Here is an 18,825-nt window from a genome sequence, read left to right on the forward strand (position 1 = left end):
TCAGGCAAAAAAAAACCTACGCATCTGCGTAGGTTGGTGCAATTTTAATCGGTTTCAACATGCAAAGCATGTTGGATGATTCACCAATCAATACCTCTGGGACCACCAACATTAGAGAACATCAGCGCGTTGCACTACCTTTCAATCGCAAGAGTTCTGCGCAAACTGCAACCAACTGTAAAATTGACACAACGAATGTAAGGCAGAGGTTTTTAAGATGTGATAACTAAGTTAAATCCTAAACTACAGACGAAAAAAAACCTACGCATCCGCGTAGGTTGGTGCAAATTCAATCGGTACCAACACACAATGTATGTCGATGATTCACCAATCAATACCTCTGGGACTGCTAATGTAGCCGCTGGGACCTTACGGCCACCAGCGGGCAATCGCAACATTAGTCCGCAAAGTGTAACCAGCGGTGAGAATCAAATAGCCGATACTTCTACCAGGCAGCTCATGGCGTTCGGACCCTGCGTCAGACGTGATGTCCCGATGTCCAGCGTCAGTACGTTTGGGTTACCCGCCTGCTCGGTTTCGTGCCATTTTTTGCCAAATCCCGGATTGAACCAGGCACCGGTCGCCATCAGTACTACGCTGCGCGTAATGCCGTCATTGAGCGACACGCCTGCCAGACAGCTGCCGCGCTCGTTGCTGACTTTTACAACGTCACCGTCTTTAAGATTGCGCGTTGCGGCGTCCTCAGGGTGCATAAACAATGTTTCTTTGCCGGAGGTCTTGTTGTTTTGCGCAAGCGGCGTCTGGTCAAGCTGACTGTGCAGGCGGTCCTTGGGCTGAATTGAAATCAGGTGCAGCGGCCAGCGTTTGGCGGTCTCAGATCCCAGCCATTCGACCGGCGGCTGCCACTCTGGGTGGGGCGCAAAGTCCTCATATTGGTAGTCGGCGATTTTCTGGCTGAACAGCTCAATCTTGCCGCTCTGCGTACCCAGCGGATTAGCACGGGGACGCTTACGGAACGACTCAAAGAACACATAATCTTTTTCAGGCTTGGGTAATTCAACAAAGCCGCGTTCCCAGAACGTCTCGAAATCCGGCCATTCGATCTCAGTTCCCTGTTGCGCCTGCCCACACTGCTTATAAATCTGGCGCAGCCACGCGTCTTCATCACGCCCCTGGGTATAGGCTTCCCGGTACCCCAGACGCTCGGCCAGATCGGCAAAAATATCGTAGTCGTTACGGGCCTGATGCTGCGGCGCAACCGCCTGATGCATCGCCAGCACAAAGCGATCGCGCGATGAACCGCCGATGTCGTTACGTTCAAGTGAGGTCGTGGCAGGTAATACGATGTCAGCCATACTTGCCGCCGAAGTCCAGACGTTGTCCTGCACGATCACCGTATCCGGCTTCTGCCAGCCCTCAACCAGCCGGTTAAGCTGTTGATGATGGTGGAAAGGATTACCGCCCGCCCAGTGCACCAGATGAATATCAGGATAGGTCAGCGTTTCGCCCTGAAACTCGTAAGACTCGCCCGGATTAAGCAACATATCGCTAATACGTGCCACAGGAATAGACAGGCCAGACGGATTCGGACCGGTACTCACCGCCGGGCCCGGCGTATCGAAACGCGGATTACCGACGCTGTTCATCGAGCCGTGCCCAAACGAGAATCCTCCCCCCGGCAGGCCCACCTGCCCCAGCATCGCCGAAAGCGCAATCATCATCCAGTAAGGCTGTTCGCCGCGGTGGGCACGCTGTACCGAGTAAGAACAGGTAATAAAGCTGCGCTTGCCGATCAGCTGCGTAGCCAGACGTGCAATGCGTTCAGCCGGAACGCCGGTGATGGCGCTGGCCCAGTCGGGGGTTTTCTCTACGCCATCTTTGCTGCCGTTAAGATAGGCTGCCAACTGCGGATAACCGACGCAGTGCGTGGCAAGAAACGCGTGATCCTGTGCTTCTCTACGTTGAATTTCATAGGCCACGGCCATCATCAGCGCGGCATCGGTATTTGGCCGGATCGGGATCCATTCCGCATTGACGAATTCAGGGCAGTCGTCACGCATCGGACTGATATTGACGATCGGCGTGCCTTTTTTGGCAAGCTGCTCTAGCGCGGGCTTCAAGGTATGCTCCACTGCACCGCCCGAGGCCACCTGCGCGTTTTTCAGCGCCAGGCCGCCGAAAGCCAGCAGAATATCGCAATGTTCCACCACGCTGGGCCACGTCGTCACGCGGCCGGTCAGTGGCGTGTAGGTACCAATCACGTAAGGCAGGAAGAACTGCGCGGATCCCCAGCTGTAGTTCCCCTGCTGATCCACCCCGCCTCCGCCGGTGAAATAGAAGCGGCGCACCAATGAGCGAGCGTGGTGTAAACGCCCGGCAGAAGACCAGCCGTAAGAACCGTTGAAAATGCCCGCAGCACCGTAGCGGTCGCGCACGCGGCGGTTCTCTTCCGCAACCAGATCCAAGGCTAGCTCCCAGTCAACCTCCACGAAGTCCTCACGACCGCGCAGTGTTCGGTCGCTGTTTTCTCTTTTTTGCAGCCAGGAGCGACGTATAGCCGGCTTGCGAATGCGTTTGTCGGAATAGAGCAGCGCGGGAATGGAATCAAGCATCGGTGAGGGGTCGGCATCCGCAGAATAAGGTTCACAGCGGATAAGGCGGCCGTTTTCAACCACAGCCGTATAAGCCCCCCAGTGGGCAAGCTGAGGATAGCGTTTTATAGACATGATTCTCTCTGTGCAGATGTTTTCAAAAGAAATAAGGCAGTCGCGCTCAAACGCCCATCACACGCGGGCTTGAGCGAGTATTATTGCTAACAAAATAGCAATCCTGCTCCTCGGACTCAAAGCACAATTGAAGATAAGAGCGTGTAATTAAGTCATTTATCGCTGAAAGCGGGGTGCAGGAACTTAAAAGGCTTAATTTATCGATTTACGGCGAGTATTATTCGCCGTCTCAATGCGCTTGCTTGCGAAGTTGCGATCTACGTCCCTTGCAGAGACCGGGTTTTTCCGCAAAACTGAACCATGTAAACGTTTACTCCTCAATACGTTGGATAGGCAAAATGGCTACGATTAAGGATGTCGCACGACTGGCGGGTGTTTCTGTAGCAACAGTTTCACGCGTGATTAACCACTCCCCTAAAGCCAGCGAGAGCTCGCGTGATGCCGTGATGAGCGCGATGCAGCATTTGCAGTATCATCCCAACGCCAATGCCCGCGCACTCGCGCAGCAATCTACTGAAACATTGGGCCTTATCGTGTCCGATGTATCCGACCCCTTCTTCGGGGCGATGGTTAAAGCCGTCGAACAGGTGGCCTACTCCACCGGCAACTTTTTGCTGATTGGTAACGGTTACCATAACGTTGATAAAGAACGACAGGCTATCGAGCAACTGATCCGCCACCGCTGCGCCGCACTGGTGGTACATGCCAAGATGCTTGCGGAAGACGAGCTGTCGGCGCTGATGAAGCAGATCCCCGGCATGGTGCTTATCAACCGCACGCTGCCCGAATTTGAACACCGCTGTGTGGCGCTCGACGACCGCTATGGCGCCTGGCTGGCAACCCGCCATCTTATTCAGGCCGGGCATCAGCGTATCGCCATCCTCTGCTCCAACCATGATATTTCCGATGCACGCGACCGTTTACAGGGCTATCTCGATGCGCTTGAAGAGCACGGGATCCCGGTCGATGAGCGGCTGATTGTCTCGGCTGAACCGGACGAAGTGGGCGGCGAGCAGGCGATTACCGAACTGCTGGGGCACGGCAAAAACTTCACCGCCGTGACATGCTATAACGATCCGATGGCGGCCGGAGCGCTCTCGGTGCTGAGCGATAACGGGATTGATGTCCCAGGCGAGATTTCGTTGATTGGCTTTGATGACGTGCTGATTTCGCGCTACCTGCGCCCGAGGCTGACCACCATTCGTTATCCGGTCGTGGCGATGGCGAATCAGGCCGCACAGCTCGCTCTGGCATTGGCCAAGGGGCTACCGCTGCCTGAAACCACCAATATGTTTAGCCCGACGCTGGTGCGCCGTCACTCGGTGAGCGTGCCTAACAGTTAACGCGCAGGGGCGATATGTTGGTGATAGAGGCGCACGGATTTATTCGGATAATCAAGCGCATTACCGATATAGTCCCAGCCGAAACGCTCGTAGTATCCCGAGAAAGTTGACCATAGATACAGCTGTTCAAATCCCGCGGAACGGCTGTACTCGGCCACAAAATGCTGCAATTTTTGGCCTAGCCCGCGCGAACGCCAACCTTCATCGACATACAAGGCCGCCAGCCACGGCGAGAGATCCTGACGGCTTATCAAATCGCAGCGCCACAGCCCCACCGTGCCAACCAGTTGGTCGCCATCCAGCGCGATAAAGGTCAGCGGCAAATCTGCACCGCGCAGGCTGCTGTCAACCACGCTGGCAAAAAATTCCCGCGTATTATCAGCATCAAAGGCCTGCCACAACCAGTCTATGACCTGCTCGCGATGCTGCGGATAAAGGTGCAAATTAACGACGGTGACCATCGGCTATACCAACTTGCCTTGAAAAATAGGCACCGACTCAAACAGATAGCCGTCAAACTCCGGGGCATCGACGTCCGACAGCTCCATCAAGGTATTTTTAACGTTTTCCATGTGCTGCCACATTGCCTGATAGGAGCCCATGACGTCGCGGCGTCGCAGTGCGGCAAGAATGTTTTGATGATCGGCAAGCCACTTGAGACGATAACCCCGCGTGGCAATATGGCTGTGCAGCTGTTTCCACAACGGGCTTGAATCCCGGTGCGCCCAGATATTCTTCACCGAATCGAGCAGCATCTGATTCTGCGTTGCCCCGGCTATCAACAGGTGAAACAACCTGTCGTTGTCGCCGCTTTCGTCGTTGGCGACGATGGCAATTTGCTCCTGCTCCAGCGTACGACGCAGATTTTCAATGTCGGATTTCGTCGCCATCTTGGCAGCAAAGGCAGCGATGTTACTTTCAAGCAATTGACGCGCCTGCAAAATTTCAAAAGGCCCAATCTGTCCCTGATACAGCGAATCGTCTTGCCCCTCTTCCTCTCGCGGAATACGCACCACGTAAACGCCCGACCCCTGACGAATATCAACGATGCCTTCAAGCTCAAGCATCAGCAGCGCTTCACGCACGATAGTGCGGCTCACGCCATAGGTTTCCGCCATATTCCGTTCAGGAGGCATCCGGCTGCCAACGGCAAAATGTCCCTGTTTAATCTTTTCGCGCAGGTCATGACCTATTTCCTGATATTGCTTTCTTTCCTGCGAAACCACGGCCTTATCCACTTTCTCACCTTACCAGCGGCAGAAACCGCAAAATGTGCCCCGTGATGGGCCGCCTCTCGCCGAGTGACGGCCCTCTTTGTGGCCTAGTCTACCAAACCCAGCGCCTGATCGAGTACCTTTGCACCATTTAAGGTGCCGTAGGCCACAGAATCAATTACAGCGATAGGGATCTGGTAGTGGTCGGTAAGCTTTTTATTTTCTGCCAGTTTAAAGCGCACCTGCGGTCCGAGCAGCACCGCAGTGACGTCCTGTGCGTAAGCCTCAAGCTCATCACGCAGATTCTGCTCCGCAATAGCATAGATTTTGTATTCAAGCCCGCGTGCGGCCGCTTCTTTTTCCATTTTGGTGACCACTAACGAGGTCGACATTCCCGCTGAGCAGGCTAAAACGATACGTTTCATCAGTAATCTCCGGGTTATTTGTCTTCATCATCCAGGGTTAACGACAGCCTGCGCTCAGCGGCAAGTGCGCTGAACCAGTGCGAGGATTTCTTGCGGCGGCGCTGACGGTCATGGTCCAAATCAATCTCTATCAGCCCGTAGCGATTCTTGAAGGCATTCATCGGCGAGACATTGTCGGTAAACGCCCAAAGCATATAGCCGAGGCAGTTTGCGCCCTCTTCACGTGCCTTAAGCGCCCAGTAAATATGTTCGCCGATAAACTCGATACGGTAATCGTCCTGTATCTCGCCGGTTTCCTGACTGCGAAAACGCCCTTCATCCTCAATCCCCATGCCGTTTTCGGAAATAAACCACGGCGTATTGCCGTATTCGGTCTTCATCCGCATCGCCATGTCATAAACAATTTTTGGATAAATTTCCCAGCCGCGAGACTTATTCATGCGCCTTCCGGGCAGTTCAAAGTGCTCATAGTAATAAGCTGGATGGAAAGGCGTTTCTTTATTCCATTCCCGACTGGGTGCTTTCACTCGGTGCGGGTAATAAAGATTAATACCGACCTCATCAACGGTATTGTCACGAATAATCGCCAGCTCCTGTTCGGAATAGGCGAAGTGAATCTGGTGTTTGGCCAGTAAGTCGAGCAGTTCGCGGGGGTATTCGCCCTTGATTAACGGGTCTAAAAATACGCGGTTGTAGAAAAGGTCATAAAGGTGCGCCGCCTGACGGTCATGTGCTGCCGATGAACGCGGATACGTCACCTCTGGGTTAAGAATGACGCCAATCGTGCCGTGAGCGTCATAGCCTCTTTTACGAAACAGCGAAACCACTTTGGCGGTTGCCAGCACCTTGTGATGATTCCACTGCATCCATTTGCTGGTGTTCTGCTCATAGGGCCAGCGAATCGCGTCAAGGTAGACGCGGGTTTGCACCACCACCGGTTCATTGAAGGTGAACCATCGCGCCACCTTGTCGGCAAAGCGTTCGAAGGCTTTTTCGGCATAAAGCACGAACAGTTCAACCACCTTCTTAGAGCTCCATCCATCATATTTTTCAATCAGATAGGCAGGTAGCTCGTAGTGCTCAAGACACAGCATCGGTTCGATACCTTCGCGCTTCATCTCATCCAACAGATTGTCGAGATAGCGGGCGTACTCCTCATCGACGATGCCGTTTTCATAGTCGGTGAAAAACCGCGCCCAGTTGATAGAGGTGCGATAATGCGTGAGGCCGCTGGCCTTCATCAGCGCCACGTCTTCCTTGTATCGATTATAAAAGTCGGTGGCCTTCGCCGGACCATAACCGTTGTGCCAGACGTGGCGATCGTTTTTGTACCACAGGTCAAGGTAGGAGTCCTGACCGGTTTTTTTGCCACTCCAGCCCTCCGTCTGCCACGCCGACGCGGCTGCGCCAAGGATAAAATCTTCAGGAATGTTGATCGAAACTTTACTCATGACTTATCTCCATTTTAAAGTCAGACCGGTCGCTGTACGGCAGCGGATTGATTTTGCAAAGCCTCTTTCTGGGCCTGCTCGGCGCGGCGCGAGGCCACTTTTACAAACGGGAAGTACACGGCGGTAGCAATCACGATGCATATCAGCTGCGTCACCACGGCGCCCATTGAGCCCGCCGTTGAAAGCCAGGCGTTAATTACCGGTGGTGTGGTCCAAGGCACCATCACGACGGCGCGCCCGGCGAAACCCAGACTGGTCGCGAAATACCCCACGGTGCCGGTAATAAGCGGGGTAATAATGAAAGGAATCGCCAGAATGGGATTGAGCATCACCGGCATCCCGAAGATAACTGGCTCATTGATATTGAAGAAGCTTGGGCCCAGTGAAAGCTTGCCAATTTCTTTCATTTCTTTGCGGCGCGTGGCCATCAGCACCGCCAGCAGAAGGCCAATGGTACAGCCCGATCCCCCGATGCTCATGTAAACGTCCCAGAAAGGCATGGTGATAATATTTGGTACTTCTTTGCCCTGCTCAAACGCCGTCATATTGACCATGATGGCCCCGAGCAGCAGCGGCTCACGGATAGGCTTGATCATCTGATTGCCGTGAATGCCGATAACCCAGAACAGCTGCGCCACAAACATCAGCAGCAGGATCCCCGGCAGGCTTTGCATCACCGACTCCAGCGGGCGCTGAATAACCTGATAGACGGCGTCGTAGAGGTAAATCCCGGTCAGACGATGGAAAACGAAACCGAAGGTAGCGATGAGCACCACGGTAATAATGGCAGGAATCAGCGCCGAGAAAGAGGCGGAAACGTTAGGCGGTACACTTTCCGGCATTTTAATTCGCAGCCGGTCAAAGGATTCAAGCCTGGAATAAACCTCGACGGAAAGAATGGCAATAAACATTCCGAGGAACAGACTTTTGGTATCCGAGAACTGTTTCGCCAGAACGTCTTTCACCTCTTGCATATGGCCGTTGACCATCATGTCGAGAGTCGTTGGCGTCACGGAGATAAAGCAGATCACGGCCAGTAGGCCCGGAAACAGCGAGCGCGATCCATTAATCTTGCCCAGCTCGATACCAATCAAAAATACCGCGCCGATAGTCAGAAAGCTCAGCGTGGCGTAGTTAATGCTGGTCATGATCGGCTTGAGCGTGGCGAGAAAGGCAAAGCTTTCGAAATGCGCGAGGCCGTTTTTCGGATCCATCACCATATTGGAAATAAGCACTGAAAATGCGCCGACGATAATGACCGGCATCAGTGTGATAAACGACGCTTTAATCGCCATAATATATCTCAGGCTATTAAAGGTATTCGCGAAGCCCCCGAGGGAATCAATAAACCGGTCTTTGTAGGACATGGCATTACCTCTGCGTATTGTTGTAAGCACAGCAAGTGTTGTAGGCACAGAAAGTGGTTTTTTATCGCTATTTGGTATGCCAAAAAATACCTTAGTCTGGCTTATTTTCTGTGATCGCATTCTCAGAAGCGAATATTGGAATTCCAATATGATGAATTACGCCAATTTTGGTATGCCAATATGGATTTCACTATGAGCTTTGACCTTGAGCAAACGGTAATGGAGCTGTTAATCAATGCGGGTGAAGCCCGCTCGTGCGCAATGATGGCGATTCAAAGCGCCCGTCAGCAGGACTGGCAGGAGGCGGCACAACAGCTTGAAGCCTCACAGCTGGCGGCGCGCGAGGCGCATAAGGTGCAGACCCAGCTGATTGGAGTAGACGAAGGATCGGGCAAGATCCCCATGACGCTTATTATGGTGCACGCTCAGGATCATCTGATGACGGCGATGCTTTGCCGCGACCTTGCCGAAGAAATTGTGCTATTAAGAAAGGAGATGTTCGGCCAAACGGCGAAAGTTGGCGATTAATGGGTGTAAAAAAGCCGCGACATGTTGGATGCCGCGGCTGACGTTAACGTGACGCGCGAAGCAATCAGATATTCTCGAGCGCCAGCAGCTCTTCAATAGTCTGACGACGACGAATCAAACGCGGCACGCCGTTTTCAAACAGCACTTCGGCTATCAGCGGACGGCTGTTGTAGTTTGAAGACATCGACGCGCCGTAGGCTCCGGTGTCGTGGAATACCAGGTAATCGTTGATATCGGCCTCTGGCAGAACCCGCGTTTCCACACCGCCGCCCGCCTGCTGGGTGAATACGTCGCCGGACTCACACAGCGGCCCGGCGATAACAGATTCGCGCTGCGGCTGCTCGCTCAGGTCGCGACCGTCGGCTGGCAGCACGGAGATATGGTGATAGCTGCCGTACATCGACGGGCGCATCAAATCACTGAAGCCTGCATCCACCAACACGTAATGACGGCTGCCCATCGATTTAACAGCGCGAATCTGCGCGACCAGCACGCCAGACTCGGCCACCAGGAAACGGCCCGGTTCGATTTCGAGGCTGACAGGGTGTCCCAGATGCGCGGCAATCTGCTCACGCGCGCGGTTCCACAGACCGTAGTAGTGGTCGGTATCGATAGATTCGCCGCCAAACTGGTAAGGAATCGACAACCCGCCCCCGGCCGAGATGGCTTCAATGTCGTGGCCCAACTCAATCACCTGACGAACCATGGTGTCGCAAACCTGCTCAAGGTGTTGATAATCAACGCCAGACCCGATATGCATATGAATACCCACCAGTTTAAGCTGGTAGGCACGAATTTTCTCCAGCGCCAGCGGCAGGTCACCAAACCAGATACCGTGCTTGCTGTTCTCGCCGCCGGTATTGGTTTTTTGGCTGTGCCCGTGACCGAAGCCCGGGTTAACGCGCAGCCAAACCGGATGGCCCGGCTTCTGCTGGCCAATCTGCTCCAACATATCGATAGAACCGGCATTCACCGGAATAGACAGCTCGGTCACTCTCGCAAGCGTTGCCGGGTCCAGCACGTCAGCGGTAAATACGATTTCACTGTGTTCGCCCGGCTGGTATCCCGGTTTAAAACCGGCCACCAGCGCACGCTCGATTTCACCGAGTGATACGGAGTCCACTTTTACGCCCTGCTCGCGCATCAGACGCAGAATATGGATATTAGAGCTGGCCTTTTGCGCAAAACGAATAACGTCGAACAGGCGAAGTTGGCTGATACGCTGCTCAATAACCTGCGCATCATAGACCCACACTGGGCTTCCAAACGCTTTGACGGCGCTTAGCAGATTCGCGCTATTGAGCGCATTTTCATTATTATTCAGTGCAAAAGGCATTAGGTTCTCCGTTAAGCCGAACGCTGCAATAGCGGCCTGCTCGTTGTCTGAGGATTTATCAATTATCCGGCATTATGCCGTCCTATTTTTCGGGGTTAAAATATCTATTTAGCGGCAGTCTATTCATTTATGATATGGGACAATACAGCCCAGGAGTGACCCACCATGCCCGCCATCTCATTACGTCATATCGAAATTTTTCATGCAGTAATGACCACGGGAAACCTTACCGAAGCGGCGGCGCTGTTGCAGACCTCTCAGCCAACAGTGAGCCGTGAGCTGGCTCGCTGTGAAAAGCTATTAAAATTGCAGCTGTTTGAACGTCTTCGCGGGCGACTTTATCCTACTGCGCAGGGGCTGCGGCTGTTTGAAGAGGTGCAACGATCCTATTACGGCCTCGATAGAATTATTAACGCTGCGGCTGGCATTCGCCAGTTCGAGCAGGCGCAGCTGTCGGTGGTATGTTTGCCGGTGTTTAGCCAGTCGCTGTTGCCCGCCGTATGCCAGCCGTTTTTGGAACAATATCCCGAAGCCAGCTTCAACATCGTGCCGCAGGAGTCACCGCTGTTAGAAGAGTGGCTGTCGGCGCAGCGCCACGATTTAGGCATTACCGAGAACCCCCACACGCCGGCCGGCACACAGCGCCAAACGCTGCTGACGCTTAATGAGGTCTGCGTGCTGCCGGTCAGTCATCCGCTGGCGGCCAAGCCGGTCATCACTGCGCAGGACTTCAGCGGACTCAACTTTATCAGCCTGTCGGCCACCGACAACTATCGCCAGCTGCTCGACGCGCTGTTCGCGGAACAAGGTGTTCAACGACGCATGGTGATGGAAACGCACAGCGCAGCGTCGGTGTGCAGCATGGTGGCGCAAGGGATCGGCGTGTCGATTGTTAATCCGCTTACCGCGCTGGAATATGCCCGACCGCCGCATCAAGGCGCAGGTCGCATCGTCGCCCGCCCGTTCAGCGAGCAAGTCCCCTTCACCGTCAGCCTGATTCGCCCGCTGCATCGCCCGGCCTCGGCGCTGGTGGATACCTTTATCGAGCACTGCCACCGGCAGGCTGCGTTATTACCGCAGCGTCTCGCCGCCGCGCTCCGCCACTGACTCAGCGCAAAAGTTGCGCGTCCTGCTTTATCCAGCGAGGGTTAGCGGCAAACCACTCCACCAGAAAATCAAGCAGCGCCCGCAGCGCGACCGGCATCTGCCTGCGGGTCGAATAGATAGCGAAAATCCCCATCGACTGTGGCTGCCATTCGGGTAGAAGGCGAACCAGCTGTCCGCTGGCAATCAGTGCCGCCGCGGAATAGACCGGCTGCATCACAATCCCAACGCCTTCTACCGCGCCGGTCAGCAGCACCAATGATTCGTTAGCGCTCAGATTACCGCTCACCGGTACGCTGGATTTTTTACCGTCGCGCTCAAAACTCCACAGGCTTTTACCGAAATAGGTGTAGGTCAGGCAGTTATGCAACGCCAGATCGTCAGGTTTGCGCGGCGTGCCGTGGGTCGCCAAATAGGCCGGTGAAGCGCAAACCACCGAGTCACAGTGCGACAGTGGACGCGCAATCAGATTCGGATCGAGATCATTGGTAATGCGCAGCGCCAAATCGATACGGTCCTCCACCAGATTCACCGCCCGGCTTTCAAGTTGCAGGTCGATATTTAACTGCGGATGGCGACGTAAAAACTCGGCGACCGCGATCACCACCGCTCCTTGTCCAAACGACTGCGAACAGCTCAGGCGCAGCAACCCCCGCAGCGCTTCGTCACCCGACTCGGCCACACTTTCCATCTCCACCGAGAGTTGCAACAGCTTGCGGCAACGCAACAGCGTGCCCTCACCGGCGTCGGTCAGGCTAAGCTTACGCGTGGTGCGATGCAGCAGGCGAGCGCCCGACCACTTCTCCATCTCCGAAAGATAGCGGGTCACCATCGCACGCGACATATTCAACGCTTCAGCGGCGTTGATCATCGATCCGCGCTCGACGATAGCCACAAAAACCTGTGCAGCCATGATTCTGTCCATGTGTTATTCGTCCGATTTATGCAACAAACAGTTGCGTAGTATCCGGTTTTTCTCGCGATCCGTGCAACTTATAATCTTTATCGATAGCCACACATAATAAACCTCTGAGGAAACATCATGCGTTTACTGACACTCACCCTGACCGCTGCCGTCCTGCTTGGCGGCAATTTGACCGCGCGTGCCGCCGAGCCTTCTGCTCCGCTGACGCTTGACGTTTACAACCCGGGAGCACACAGCCTGTTTGCCGTTTCATCTGAAATAATCAGCGGAAAAAATGACCTTATGCTGATCGATGCACAGTTTCAGCGTAATGACGCACAAAAGCTGGTCGATAAAATCAAGGCAACCGGCAAGAAGCTGACCACCATTTATATCAGCCAATCCGATCCAGACTTTTACTTCGGGCTGAGCATCCTGCATGCGGCGTTTCCCGAGGCAAAAATCGTCGCGACGCAGGCGACGGTTGACGAGATAAAGGCCAATAAAGACGGGAAATTAGCGTTTTGGGGGCCAAAATTAGGCGAAAATGCACCCAGCAGCGTCATCGTGCCTGAAGTACTGAAGGGCGACAGGCTTTCACTCGAAGGGCATGAGCTGGAGATCAAAGGCGTGATGCCGGAGAAGACTTTCGTCTGGATCCCGTCGTTAAAAGCGGTGGTGGGCGGCGTGCTGGTGGACGGTAACAATATGCACGTTTGGGTTGCCGACAGCCAGACCAAGGAACTGCGTCAGAAATGGCTCACCTCGCTGGATCAGATTGCTGCGCTGCACCCGAAAATCGTCATACCGGGGCATTTCCTGCCTGGCGCACCGCAAAATATTGCGTCGGTAAACTTCACTCGCCAGTATTTGCAGACGCTTGAGGCCGAACTGCCAAAAGCGAAAGACTCCGCACAGCTCATCGCCGCTATGAAAACACATTACCCGCAGCTGAAAGAGGAAGGATCGCTGGAGCTGACGGCCAAGGTGCTGAAAGGCGAGATGAAATGGCCAAACTAGACAATAGCTTTTGATTGCAAACCGGGCTTAAGTTCGGGGTCAATCTGCTCATAGAGGACTTGGCCTTAAGCCCTCGTTGGCGGGTCTGGGGCCGTGGCCCCTAATCCTCTACTTTCATAAATTTCCCCGACGCCATCACGTTGTCGCCAAATCCACAGTCTCCGACGCTTTTTAACGTCAGGTTCTGTCCTGCGAAATCCAGATTAACGGTGCAGTCGGTGCCAGCGGCACTGGCGTCATCTACAGAGTGATAAACCGCCTGATTGTTTTTTATCGCGGTGACCGTTGAGAAATTACCGGTGTTCGGCCCGTAGTAGAGCGACATTGCCCCCATGTACATTCCGCTGAATTGAATCACGTACTGACTTTCCTCAGGCTTCACCTCGACCGTATTCCAACTTCCCTCTCCGGCATATTGCCAGTACAGCCCTGCCGGGGCGTTTGACGGCGGATTGGCGTCAAGGTTGCTCTGAATTTTCTCAAGGTTAAACTGCGTTTTTGCGTCCTGCGGTGCCAAACTTAACCAGGCTTTGGCCTTGCCATACTGCTTCTGATGCATGTAGGTTAAAGCAATATTATTATAGGCCGTTGCCGTTGAACTCGCGGGTAAGTGGCAGAACTCGCTCCAGGCGACCTGATCGCGGAACAGATTTTGCGCCTTGGCGTAATCGCCCTGCTGGTAAGCGACTTTGCCTGAAGACGCATAAAGCCCGGTCTTGAGGCAGTCGGCCTTAATATCTGGTTCATCAATTTTTGCCCAAACGTTGGAGCAAATAAACCAGCCTGCTAACAAGCACGCAGGCAACCAAAATTTCATCGATCTCCCCTTTGTATCGCTGACAAATTCACTGTGGCAAAGGTATAGAACTGCGGTGGACGAAAAACATCCTTACAAGTCGGGCATTGCCCTCTCGCACACTGTCACTCATTCTGGGATGATTAGGAACCACCACTTATTACTATTTTATATGGCTATTTATGACTAAAAAACCTGGGAAAACGGCACGGTGGCGTGCAGTCTGGCAGTTGATTAAGCCCTATTGGCGGTCCGAAGAGAAGTGGAAAGCCTGGAGCATGTTGGCCGCAATCATCATTCTTTCGCTGGGGTCTGTCTACCTTAGCGTGCAGTTTAATGAATGGAATCGCGTGTTTTACGATGCGCTGCAGAATAAAAATTTTCCGGTCTTCAAGCAACAGCTGTTTAAGTTTACCTGGCTGGCGCTGATTTTCATCGTGGTCAGTATCTACAAGGTGTATCTGACGCAGGGCCTGCAGATGAACTGGCGGCGTTGGATGACCAACGAGTATATGGATAAATGGTTAACCAATCACGCCTACTATTACACCGAGCATCAACATCAGGTTGATAACCCCGATCAGCGTATTGCCTCGGACCTGAGCGCTCTTACCTCGGGTACGCTTTCGCTTTCGCTCGGCCTGCTTTCCAGTCTGGTGACCCTGTTCTCGTTCGTCACCATTCTGTGGTCGGTCAGTGGACCGATCAGCTTTATGCTAGGGTCGCACGCTATTACCATCCCCGGCTATATGCTGTGGTTTGCCCTGCTCTACGCGCTGGTGGGATCGGTAATTATCGGCTTTATAGGCCGCCCATTGGTCAAGCTGAGCTTTAACCAGGAATGGTTCGAAGCAAACTTCCGTTTTGGTCTGATTCGCATCCGAGAAAACAGCGACGCTATCGCGCTGTACCACGGTGAGAAAAGCGAGAAGAAGCAGCTGGCCGACAACTTCGAGGCCATCCGCTCCAACTGGTGGTCATCGATGCGCACCACCCGACGCCTCAACTTCGCCAGTTCGTTCTACGGCCAGTTTGCCATTATCTTCCCTATTCTGGTGGCCGCACCGCGCTACTTCTCCGGCGCCATTCAGATGGGCCTGCTGATGCAGATTTCCTCGGCGTTTGGGCAGGTGCAGGACTCACTGTCGTGGTTTATCAACGCTTTCAACGACCTAGCGAGCTGGAAAGCCTGCGTTAACCGTCTTGCTGGCTTCAATGCCGCGATCGATCAGGTCAACACCCAGCCTCGCAATATTCTGCTAGGCGATGCCAAAGACGACGATTTGCAGTTGAACAACCTGACGGTGACCTTGCCAAACGGCAATCCGCTGTTCTCCTCTGTTTCTGCCTCTCTGGCGACGGGGGCGCGCGTGCTGGTTGCGGGCCCATCAGGCTGCGGTAAATCGACGCTGCTACGTGCAATTGCCGGCGTATGGCCTTACGGTACGGGAGAAATCAACACTGCCGCCAACAAGAAGCAGCTGTTCTTGCCTCAGCGCAGCTACATTCCGATTGGATCACTGCGTGAAGCCCTCACCTATCCGGAAGAAAGCAGCCTGGAATATACTGACGAGCGACTCTGCGAGGTGCTTGAGTGGTGTAATCTGAGCTATTTGCAGCCGGTGCTGGATCACTATTCCAACTGGAGCCAGCGCCTCTCGCCGGGTGAGCAACAGCGTCTGGCCTTTGCCCGCGCGATGCTTATCAAACCGGAAATTCTCTATCTGGATGAAGCAACCAGTGCGCTGGACGACGAGACAGAGCAGCGCATGTACAGCCTATTGCTGGAAAAACTGCCGCAGACGACTGTGCTTAGCGTGGCGCACCGCAACAGCGTGGCGAAATACCACGAGCAGTGCTGGCGCTTCCAGCTACAGGACGACGGCCAATGCAGCCTAATGCGTTCCAGACTGCATGAAGACACGCTGCCTGCCTAAACAGGTATCAGCCTCAGCCCCCGCGCAGTAGTCCGCGCCGGGGGCGTTTTACCCCGCAATGCCACCTGATGTTAGTCCGCTAGCCGCTTCCCCTTTCGGTCACCGCCGATGTGCATTTATTGAGCGCCAGGCCACAGAATGCGTTACCCGTTTTGTTCAAATTGTATAGCTCACCATACAATTAACGAACGATTCAGGAGGGCTGATGAACATTGATAAAAATTCGCTCATACCGTTTTACCTACAGATAGAACAGCATCTTACTGAAAAACTCAACGCTAACGAGATTAAGCCAGGCGACCCCATTCCAACCGAGGCGGCCCTGTGTGAAATCTATGGCGTTTCCAGGATGACGGCGCGCAAGGCGGTCGATTATCTCGTCAGGCAAGGTCGCGTCGTGCGCTTTCGTGGCCGAGGCACTTTCGTCATCAATCCAGACAGCAAGCAAAAAACAGTCCTGCCTCTGGACCGTCACTTTACTGCCAGCGATATTGCCAAAGAGCTTAATCAGACCCTCGAGAACCGGATACTGGAATTTCGTAAAATGCCTGCGGGGGCGGATATTGCCACACAGCTCAATATCAGTGCTGAAACGCTGGTCTATTTTATCATTCGGCTCCGTCTGCTTGATGCCAGACCTTTCGTCTATGAGAAAGGCTGGATGCTGTATGAGCCTTTTCCCTGTCTGACGCGTGAGGCGCTGAAACATTCAAAATATGACTATCTGCGTAACAAAGGCTTTCAGCCCGCCGGCAGCCACAAACAGATATCGGCCGAGTTACCGGCCAATGAGATTCGGCAGGCGCTGGAGCTGTCGCGCGACGAGCCCATTTTACACGCTCGCTCCGTCGCCTACTTTGCTGATGCGACCCCTTTTGAGGTCGCCGATATTTATTATAATCAACGTTATTATAGTTTTAGCATACGGGCGCAATCCTGACGGGATAATTGAATCCCCTGTTAAGCAATGAAACTGTCATCCCCCGATTAAAGATATCCCTGAAATGTTGGCTTTTGGTGGTGATCTGTTTCGACTTGTAATAATCGTTGAGGCGCTCGGCGTGCAGTTCAGAAATATCGGATACGCCGGAGTCCGAGTCGTCAGAACTGTCGTCGACGATAATCGTGTTAGTCCCTTCTCGTTCGGCCCAGCGAGGTAAGGGTTGTGCGATAACTGACGCTATCGGGCTGACTGGCGATTTTAGCGGTTCCTCCACTGACAGTGGCTTGCCGTCATACTTACCGACGTTATCTAATGAATTATAAAAATTAACCAGACTTGCCATTCTGCCAGTCCCTAAACGGCTCTCGGAGGCATTCGATAGAGGCTCGGTTTCCAGCGTTTTCAGCGCAAAGACCTTATGATTGCGCGTGGCCTTTTTACGCGTCACCATCATCTCGCGATCGTTAGCCTTCGCCACGGCCACGTCACTCGGTGATTTTCCGATATCACTAAATCGCGTCAGCGTAGTGCCATTTGGAAAAATTTTATCCGTAAACAGGCTGGGCCTGTTTGGCGTCAGGAGTTGATCAGGATGAGCATTCCGTGCCTTAGTCTCCTCGATCTTTTTCAGTATTCTAACGGTCGAGTCTTTTAATTTACCGATGCACTCTTGAACAATAACTATCGAGGCGGAGATATCAGACTTTTTTTTAAACTTGTTCATCGAGTTTTCAATTTCTGCATAAATTTCGTCAAAGCTTTGATGAGACTTTTGCTCTAATTTTTTTACCGCTGAATTACTTAACAAGGTACGATCGCTGCCCTGATTGCTTGCACCGAGGATGTTAACCGAAGCCGTTTTCTTTAGTTCTGGCTCGGCCTTTTCGAAGATAGTGTATAGCGTCTGATTATAATTACTGAGAATGCGAGGATATTTCATAATACATCCCTTAAAATTTAGGCGAGCAGATATTAGCAACAACCTGAAATAATTCTAACCTAGATTTCAGGGTATGATAATCAACGAAAGGTGAAAATATGCCGAGGGGAATCTTGAATTACTTGCCCGCTTGCGCATTATCTTTCATGGCTGCCGTCACGGGCTGAGAGAGATCAGAAAAAATTTTCACCCGTTCAGCGACATGGCCCCTTTTTAGAATAATTGACCGTTGGCCGTCATTTTCACCAGACTCTGCGGCTTTACGGCTATCAAGCCTGGCGTTAAACATTGTTTCGTCGTAAATTTTGAAGCGAGGCATCGGCTGTCGGTGCACAATGCTCTCCTCAAGCTGACGAGGCGTAAAGACGGGTTTGGTCCAGTTGACTTTATTATCCTCAGAAAGCGACCGCCTATACGCTATACCGAAAATCCCCATCATCAGCACAGGCCTCAAGGTATTTACCGACAGCTTCTCTGCATCAGTTCCCTGAGTTCGGACAGCGGGATTGAGGTTTTGAAACTTTTCGCGCAGCTGCTGGAAAACCTTTTCATTATCATGAAATATTGGCAAGAAATTATTTTGCAAGGTCTTAATATTTGACGAAATACACTTGCTGGAATGAGTTAAATTACTAATTATTAATCCACAATTTTTACTGATGTTTTTTCTCGGCGTGCACTCCTTGATAATGTTGCGTATCGCAACACTAATTCCTCTGGCTTGCATAATACGTCCTTTATATTTCCATTGAGTTTCCCAATATTACTCCGACTACCACTACCTAAAAACAAAAAAAACCGCTCAAGCTAATTTATGAGCGGTTTATATT

At 52.9% G+C, this 18,825-nt stretch carries 17 protein-coding genes; 6 read left to right on the forward strand and 11 right to left on the reverse strand.

Translation table 11 applies throughout. The features are described 5' to 3' along the window. Positions 1–428 precede the first annotated feature (428 nt). Complete coding sequence (locus BS640_RS11680) at positions 429–2,687, reverse strand: molybdopterin guanine dinucleotide-containing S/N-oxide reductase (RefSeq protein ID WP_084912617.1); 2,259 nt, start codon at positions 2,685–2,687, stop codon at positions 429–431. A gap of 338 nt (positions 2,688–3,025) precedes the next feature. On the opposite strand from BS640_RS11680, the gene galR reads away from it, so the two are divergent. Beyond that, positions 3,026–4,030 carry an HTH-type transcriptional regulator GalR gene (gene galR, locus BS640_RS11685; RefSeq protein WP_017492034.1) on the forward strand — a complete coding sequence of 335 codons (1,005 nt, stop codon included), beginning with the start codon at positions 3,026–3,028 and terminating at the stop codon, positions 4,028–4,030. On the opposite strand, the gene BS640_RS11690 is transcribed toward galR, so the two are convergent. From BS640_RS11690 to BS640_RS11710, 5 genes are all read right to left on the reverse strand, one after another. After that, entirely contained in the window at positions 4,027–4,491 is a 465-nt protein-coding gene (locus BS640_RS11690; protein ID WP_017492033.1) for a GNAT family N-acetyltransferase, read from the reverse strand. The two genes, galR and BS640_RS11690, sit on opposite strands and share 4 nt — an antisense overlap. 3 nt (positions 4,492–4,494) lie before the next feature. Next, positions 4,495–5,268: an FCD domain-containing protein gene (locus BS640_RS11695; protein WP_017492032.1), complete on the reverse strand. Its 774-nt coding sequence runs from the start codon at positions 5,266–5,268 to the stop codon at positions 4,495–4,497. Between the two features lie 83 nt (positions 5,269–5,351). Further along, positions 5,352–5,669: a PTS sugar transporter subunit IIB gene (locus tag BS640_RS11700; protein WP_084912618.1), complete on the reverse strand. Its 318-nt coding sequence runs from the start codon at positions 5,667–5,669 to the stop codon at positions 5,352–5,354. 14 nt (positions 5,670–5,683) lie between these two features. Continuing rightward, the gene (locus tag BS640_RS11705) at positions 5,684–7,120 is read right to left on the reverse strand and encodes a glycoside hydrolase family 1 protein (protein ID WP_084912619.1); all 1,437 of its coding nucleotides are present in this window, start codon (positions 7,118–7,120) and stop codon (positions 5,684–5,686) included. Positions 7,121–7,140: 20 nt separating this feature from the next. After that, entirely contained in the window at positions 7,141–8,487 is a 1,347-nt protein-coding gene (locus tag BS640_RS11710) for a PTS sugar transporter subunit IIC (protein WP_017492029.1), read from the reverse strand. Positions 8,488–8,679: 192 nt separating this feature from the next. Between BS640_RS11710 and BS640_RS11715 the strand changes: the two genes are divergently transcribed. Then, positions 8,680–9,015 carry a PTS lactose/cellobiose transporter subunit IIA gene (locus BS640_RS11715; RefSeq protein WP_017492028.1) on the forward strand — a complete coding sequence of 112 codons (336 nt, stop codon included), beginning with the start codon at positions 8,680–8,682 and terminating at the stop codon, positions 9,013–9,015. Positions 9,016–9,079: 64 nt separating this feature from the next. On the opposite strand, the gene lysA is transcribed toward BS640_RS11715, so the two are convergent. After that, positions 9,080–10,351: a diaminopimelate decarboxylase gene (gene lysA, locus BS640_RS11720; RefSeq protein ID WP_084912620.1), complete on the reverse strand. Its 1,272-nt coding sequence runs from the start codon at positions 10,349–10,351 to the stop codon at positions 9,080–9,082. 165 nt (positions 10,352–10,516) lie between these two features. Here lysA and BS640_RS11725 point away from each other — a divergent pair, with 165 nt between their 5' ends. Then, positions 10,517–11,458, forward strand: coding sequence for a LysR family transcriptional regulator (locus tag BS640_RS11725; protein WP_017492026.1), 942 nt, complete (start codon positions 10,517–10,519; stop codon positions 11,456–11,458). Position 11,459: 1 nt separating this feature from the next. Here the strand turns inward: BS640_RS11725 and BS640_RS11730 are convergent, their stop codons facing one another. Next, positions 11,460–12,380, reverse strand: a complete 921-nt coding sequence (locus BS640_RS11730; RefSeq protein ID WP_084912621.1) for a LysR family transcriptional regulator — start codon at positions 12,378–12,380, stop codon at positions 11,460–11,462. 117 nt (positions 12,381–12,497) lie between these two features. On the opposite strand from BS640_RS11730, the gene BS640_RS11735 reads away from it, so the two are divergent. Continuing rightward, positions 12,498–13,379 (forward strand): MBL fold metallo-hydrolase, encoded by an 882-nt coding sequence (locus tag BS640_RS11735; RefSeq protein WP_017492024.1) that lies wholly within the window; start codon positions 12,498–12,500, stop codon positions 13,377–13,379. Between the two features lie 100 nt (positions 13,380–13,479). Here the strand turns inward: BS640_RS11735 and BS640_RS11740 are convergent, their stop codons facing one another. Then, positions 13,480–14,196, reverse strand: coding sequence for a tetratricopeptide repeat protein (locus tag BS640_RS11740; RefSeq protein ID WP_017492023.1), 717 nt, complete (start codon positions 14,194–14,196; stop codon positions 13,480–13,482). 161 nt (positions 14,197–14,357) lie between these two features. On the opposite strand from BS640_RS11740, the gene BS640_RS11745 reads away from it, so the two are divergent. Together BS640_RS11745 and BS640_RS11750 are read left to right on the forward strand one after the other, a co-directional pair. Then, positions 14,358–16,112 carry an ABC transporter ATP-binding protein/permease gene (locus tag BS640_RS11745; protein WP_084912622.1) on the forward strand — a complete coding sequence of 585 codons (1,755 nt, stop codon included), beginning with the start codon at positions 14,358–14,360 and terminating at the stop codon, positions 16,110–16,112. 205 nt (positions 16,113–16,317) lie between these two features. Continuing rightward, positions 16,318–17,052 carry a GntR family transcriptional regulator gene (locus BS640_RS11750; RefSeq protein WP_017492021.1) on the forward strand — a complete coding sequence of 245 codons (735 nt, stop codon included), beginning with the start codon at positions 16,318–16,320 and terminating at the stop codon, positions 17,050–17,052. Here the strand turns inward: BS640_RS11750 and BS640_RS11755 are convergent. Both BS640_RS11755 and BS640_RS11760 read right to left on the reverse strand, forming a co-directional pair. Then, positions 17,030–17,995, reverse strand: a complete 966-nt coding sequence (locus tag BS640_RS11755; RefSeq protein WP_017492020.1) for a hypothetical protein — start codon at positions 17,993–17,995, stop codon at positions 17,030–17,032. The genes BS640_RS11750 and BS640_RS11755 overlap by 23 nt on opposite strands. A 118-nt stretch (positions 17,996–18,113) precedes the next feature. Continuing rightward, a complete protein-coding gene (locus tag BS640_RS11760) occupies positions 18,114–18,722 on the reverse strand; it encodes a hypothetical protein (RefSeq protein ID WP_084912623.1) in 609 nt (202 codons plus the stop codon). Between the last annotated feature and the right edge of the window lie 103 nt (positions 18,723–18,825).

The organism is Rouxiella badensis, from assembly GCF_002093665.1.
GTDB lineage: Bacteria > Pseudomonadota > Gammaproteobacteria > Enterobacterales > Enterobacteriaceae > Rouxiella > Rouxiella badensis.

What these genes read in the sequence shown, in the direction of transcription:
- BS640_RS11680 (WP_084912617.1), bottom strand. Translation starts at nt 2,687, where the DNA reads ATGTCTATAAAACGCTATCCTCAGCTTGCCCACTGGGGGGCTTATACG.
- galR (WP_017492034.1), top strand. Translation starts at nt 3,026, where the DNA reads ATGGCTACGATTAAGGATGTCGCACGACTGGCGGGTGTTTCTGTAGCA.
- BS640_RS11690 (WP_017492033.1), bottom strand. Translation starts at nt 4,491, where the DNA reads ATGGTCACCGTCGTTAATTTGCACCTTTATCCGCAGCATCGCGAGCAG.
- BS640_RS11700 (WP_084912618.1), bottom strand. Translation starts at nt 5,669, where the DNA reads ATGAAACGTATCGTTTTAGCCTGCTCAGCGGGAATGTCGACCTCGTTA.
- BS640_RS11705 (WP_084912619.1), bottom strand. Translation starts at nt 7,120, where the DNA reads ATGAGTAAAGTTTCGATCAACATTCCTGAAGATTTTATCCTTGGCGCA.
- BS640_RS11710 (WP_017492029.1), bottom strand. Translation starts at nt 8,487, where the DNA reads ATGTCCTACAAAGACCGGTTTATTGATTCCCTCGGGGGCTTCGCGAAT.
- BS640_RS11715 (WP_017492028.1), top strand. Translation starts at nt 8,680, where the DNA reads ATGAGCTTTGACCTTGAGCAAACGGTAATGGAGCTGTTAATCAATGCG.
- lysA (WP_084912620.1), bottom strand. Translation starts at nt 10,351, where the DNA reads ATGCCTTTTGCACTGAATAATAATGAAAATGCGCTCAATAGCGCGAAT.
- BS640_RS11725 (WP_017492026.1), top strand. Translation starts at nt 10,517, where the DNA reads ATGCCCGCCATCTCATTACGTCATATCGAAATTTTTCATGCAGTAATG.
- BS640_RS11730 (WP_084912621.1), bottom strand. Translation starts at nt 12,380, where the DNA reads ATGGACAGAATCATGGCTGCACAGGTTTTTGTGGCTATCGTCGAGCGC.
- BS640_RS11735 (WP_017492024.1), top strand. Translation starts at nt 12,498, where the DNA reads ATGCGTTTACTGACACTCACCCTGACCGCTGCCGTCCTGCTTGGCGGC.
- BS640_RS11740 (WP_017492023.1), bottom strand. Translation starts at nt 14,196, where the DNA reads ATGAAATTTTGGTTGCCTGCGTGCTTGTTAGCAGGCTGGTTTATTTGC.
- BS640_RS11745 (WP_084912622.1), top strand. Translation starts at nt 14,358, where the DNA reads ATGACTAAAAAACCTGGGAAAACGGCACGGTGGCGTGCAGTCTGGCAG.
- BS640_RS11750 (WP_017492021.1), top strand. Translation starts at nt 16,318, where the DNA reads ATGAACATTGATAAAAATTCGCTCATACCGTTTTACCTACAGATAGAA.
- BS640_RS11755 (WP_017492020.1), bottom strand. Translation starts at nt 17,995, where the DNA reads ATGAAATATCCTCGCATTCTCAGTAATTATAATCAGACGCTATACACT.
- BS640_RS11760 (WP_084912623.1), bottom strand. Translation starts at nt 18,722, where the DNA reads ATGCAAGCCAGAGGAATTAGTGTTGCGATACGCAACATTATCAAGGAG.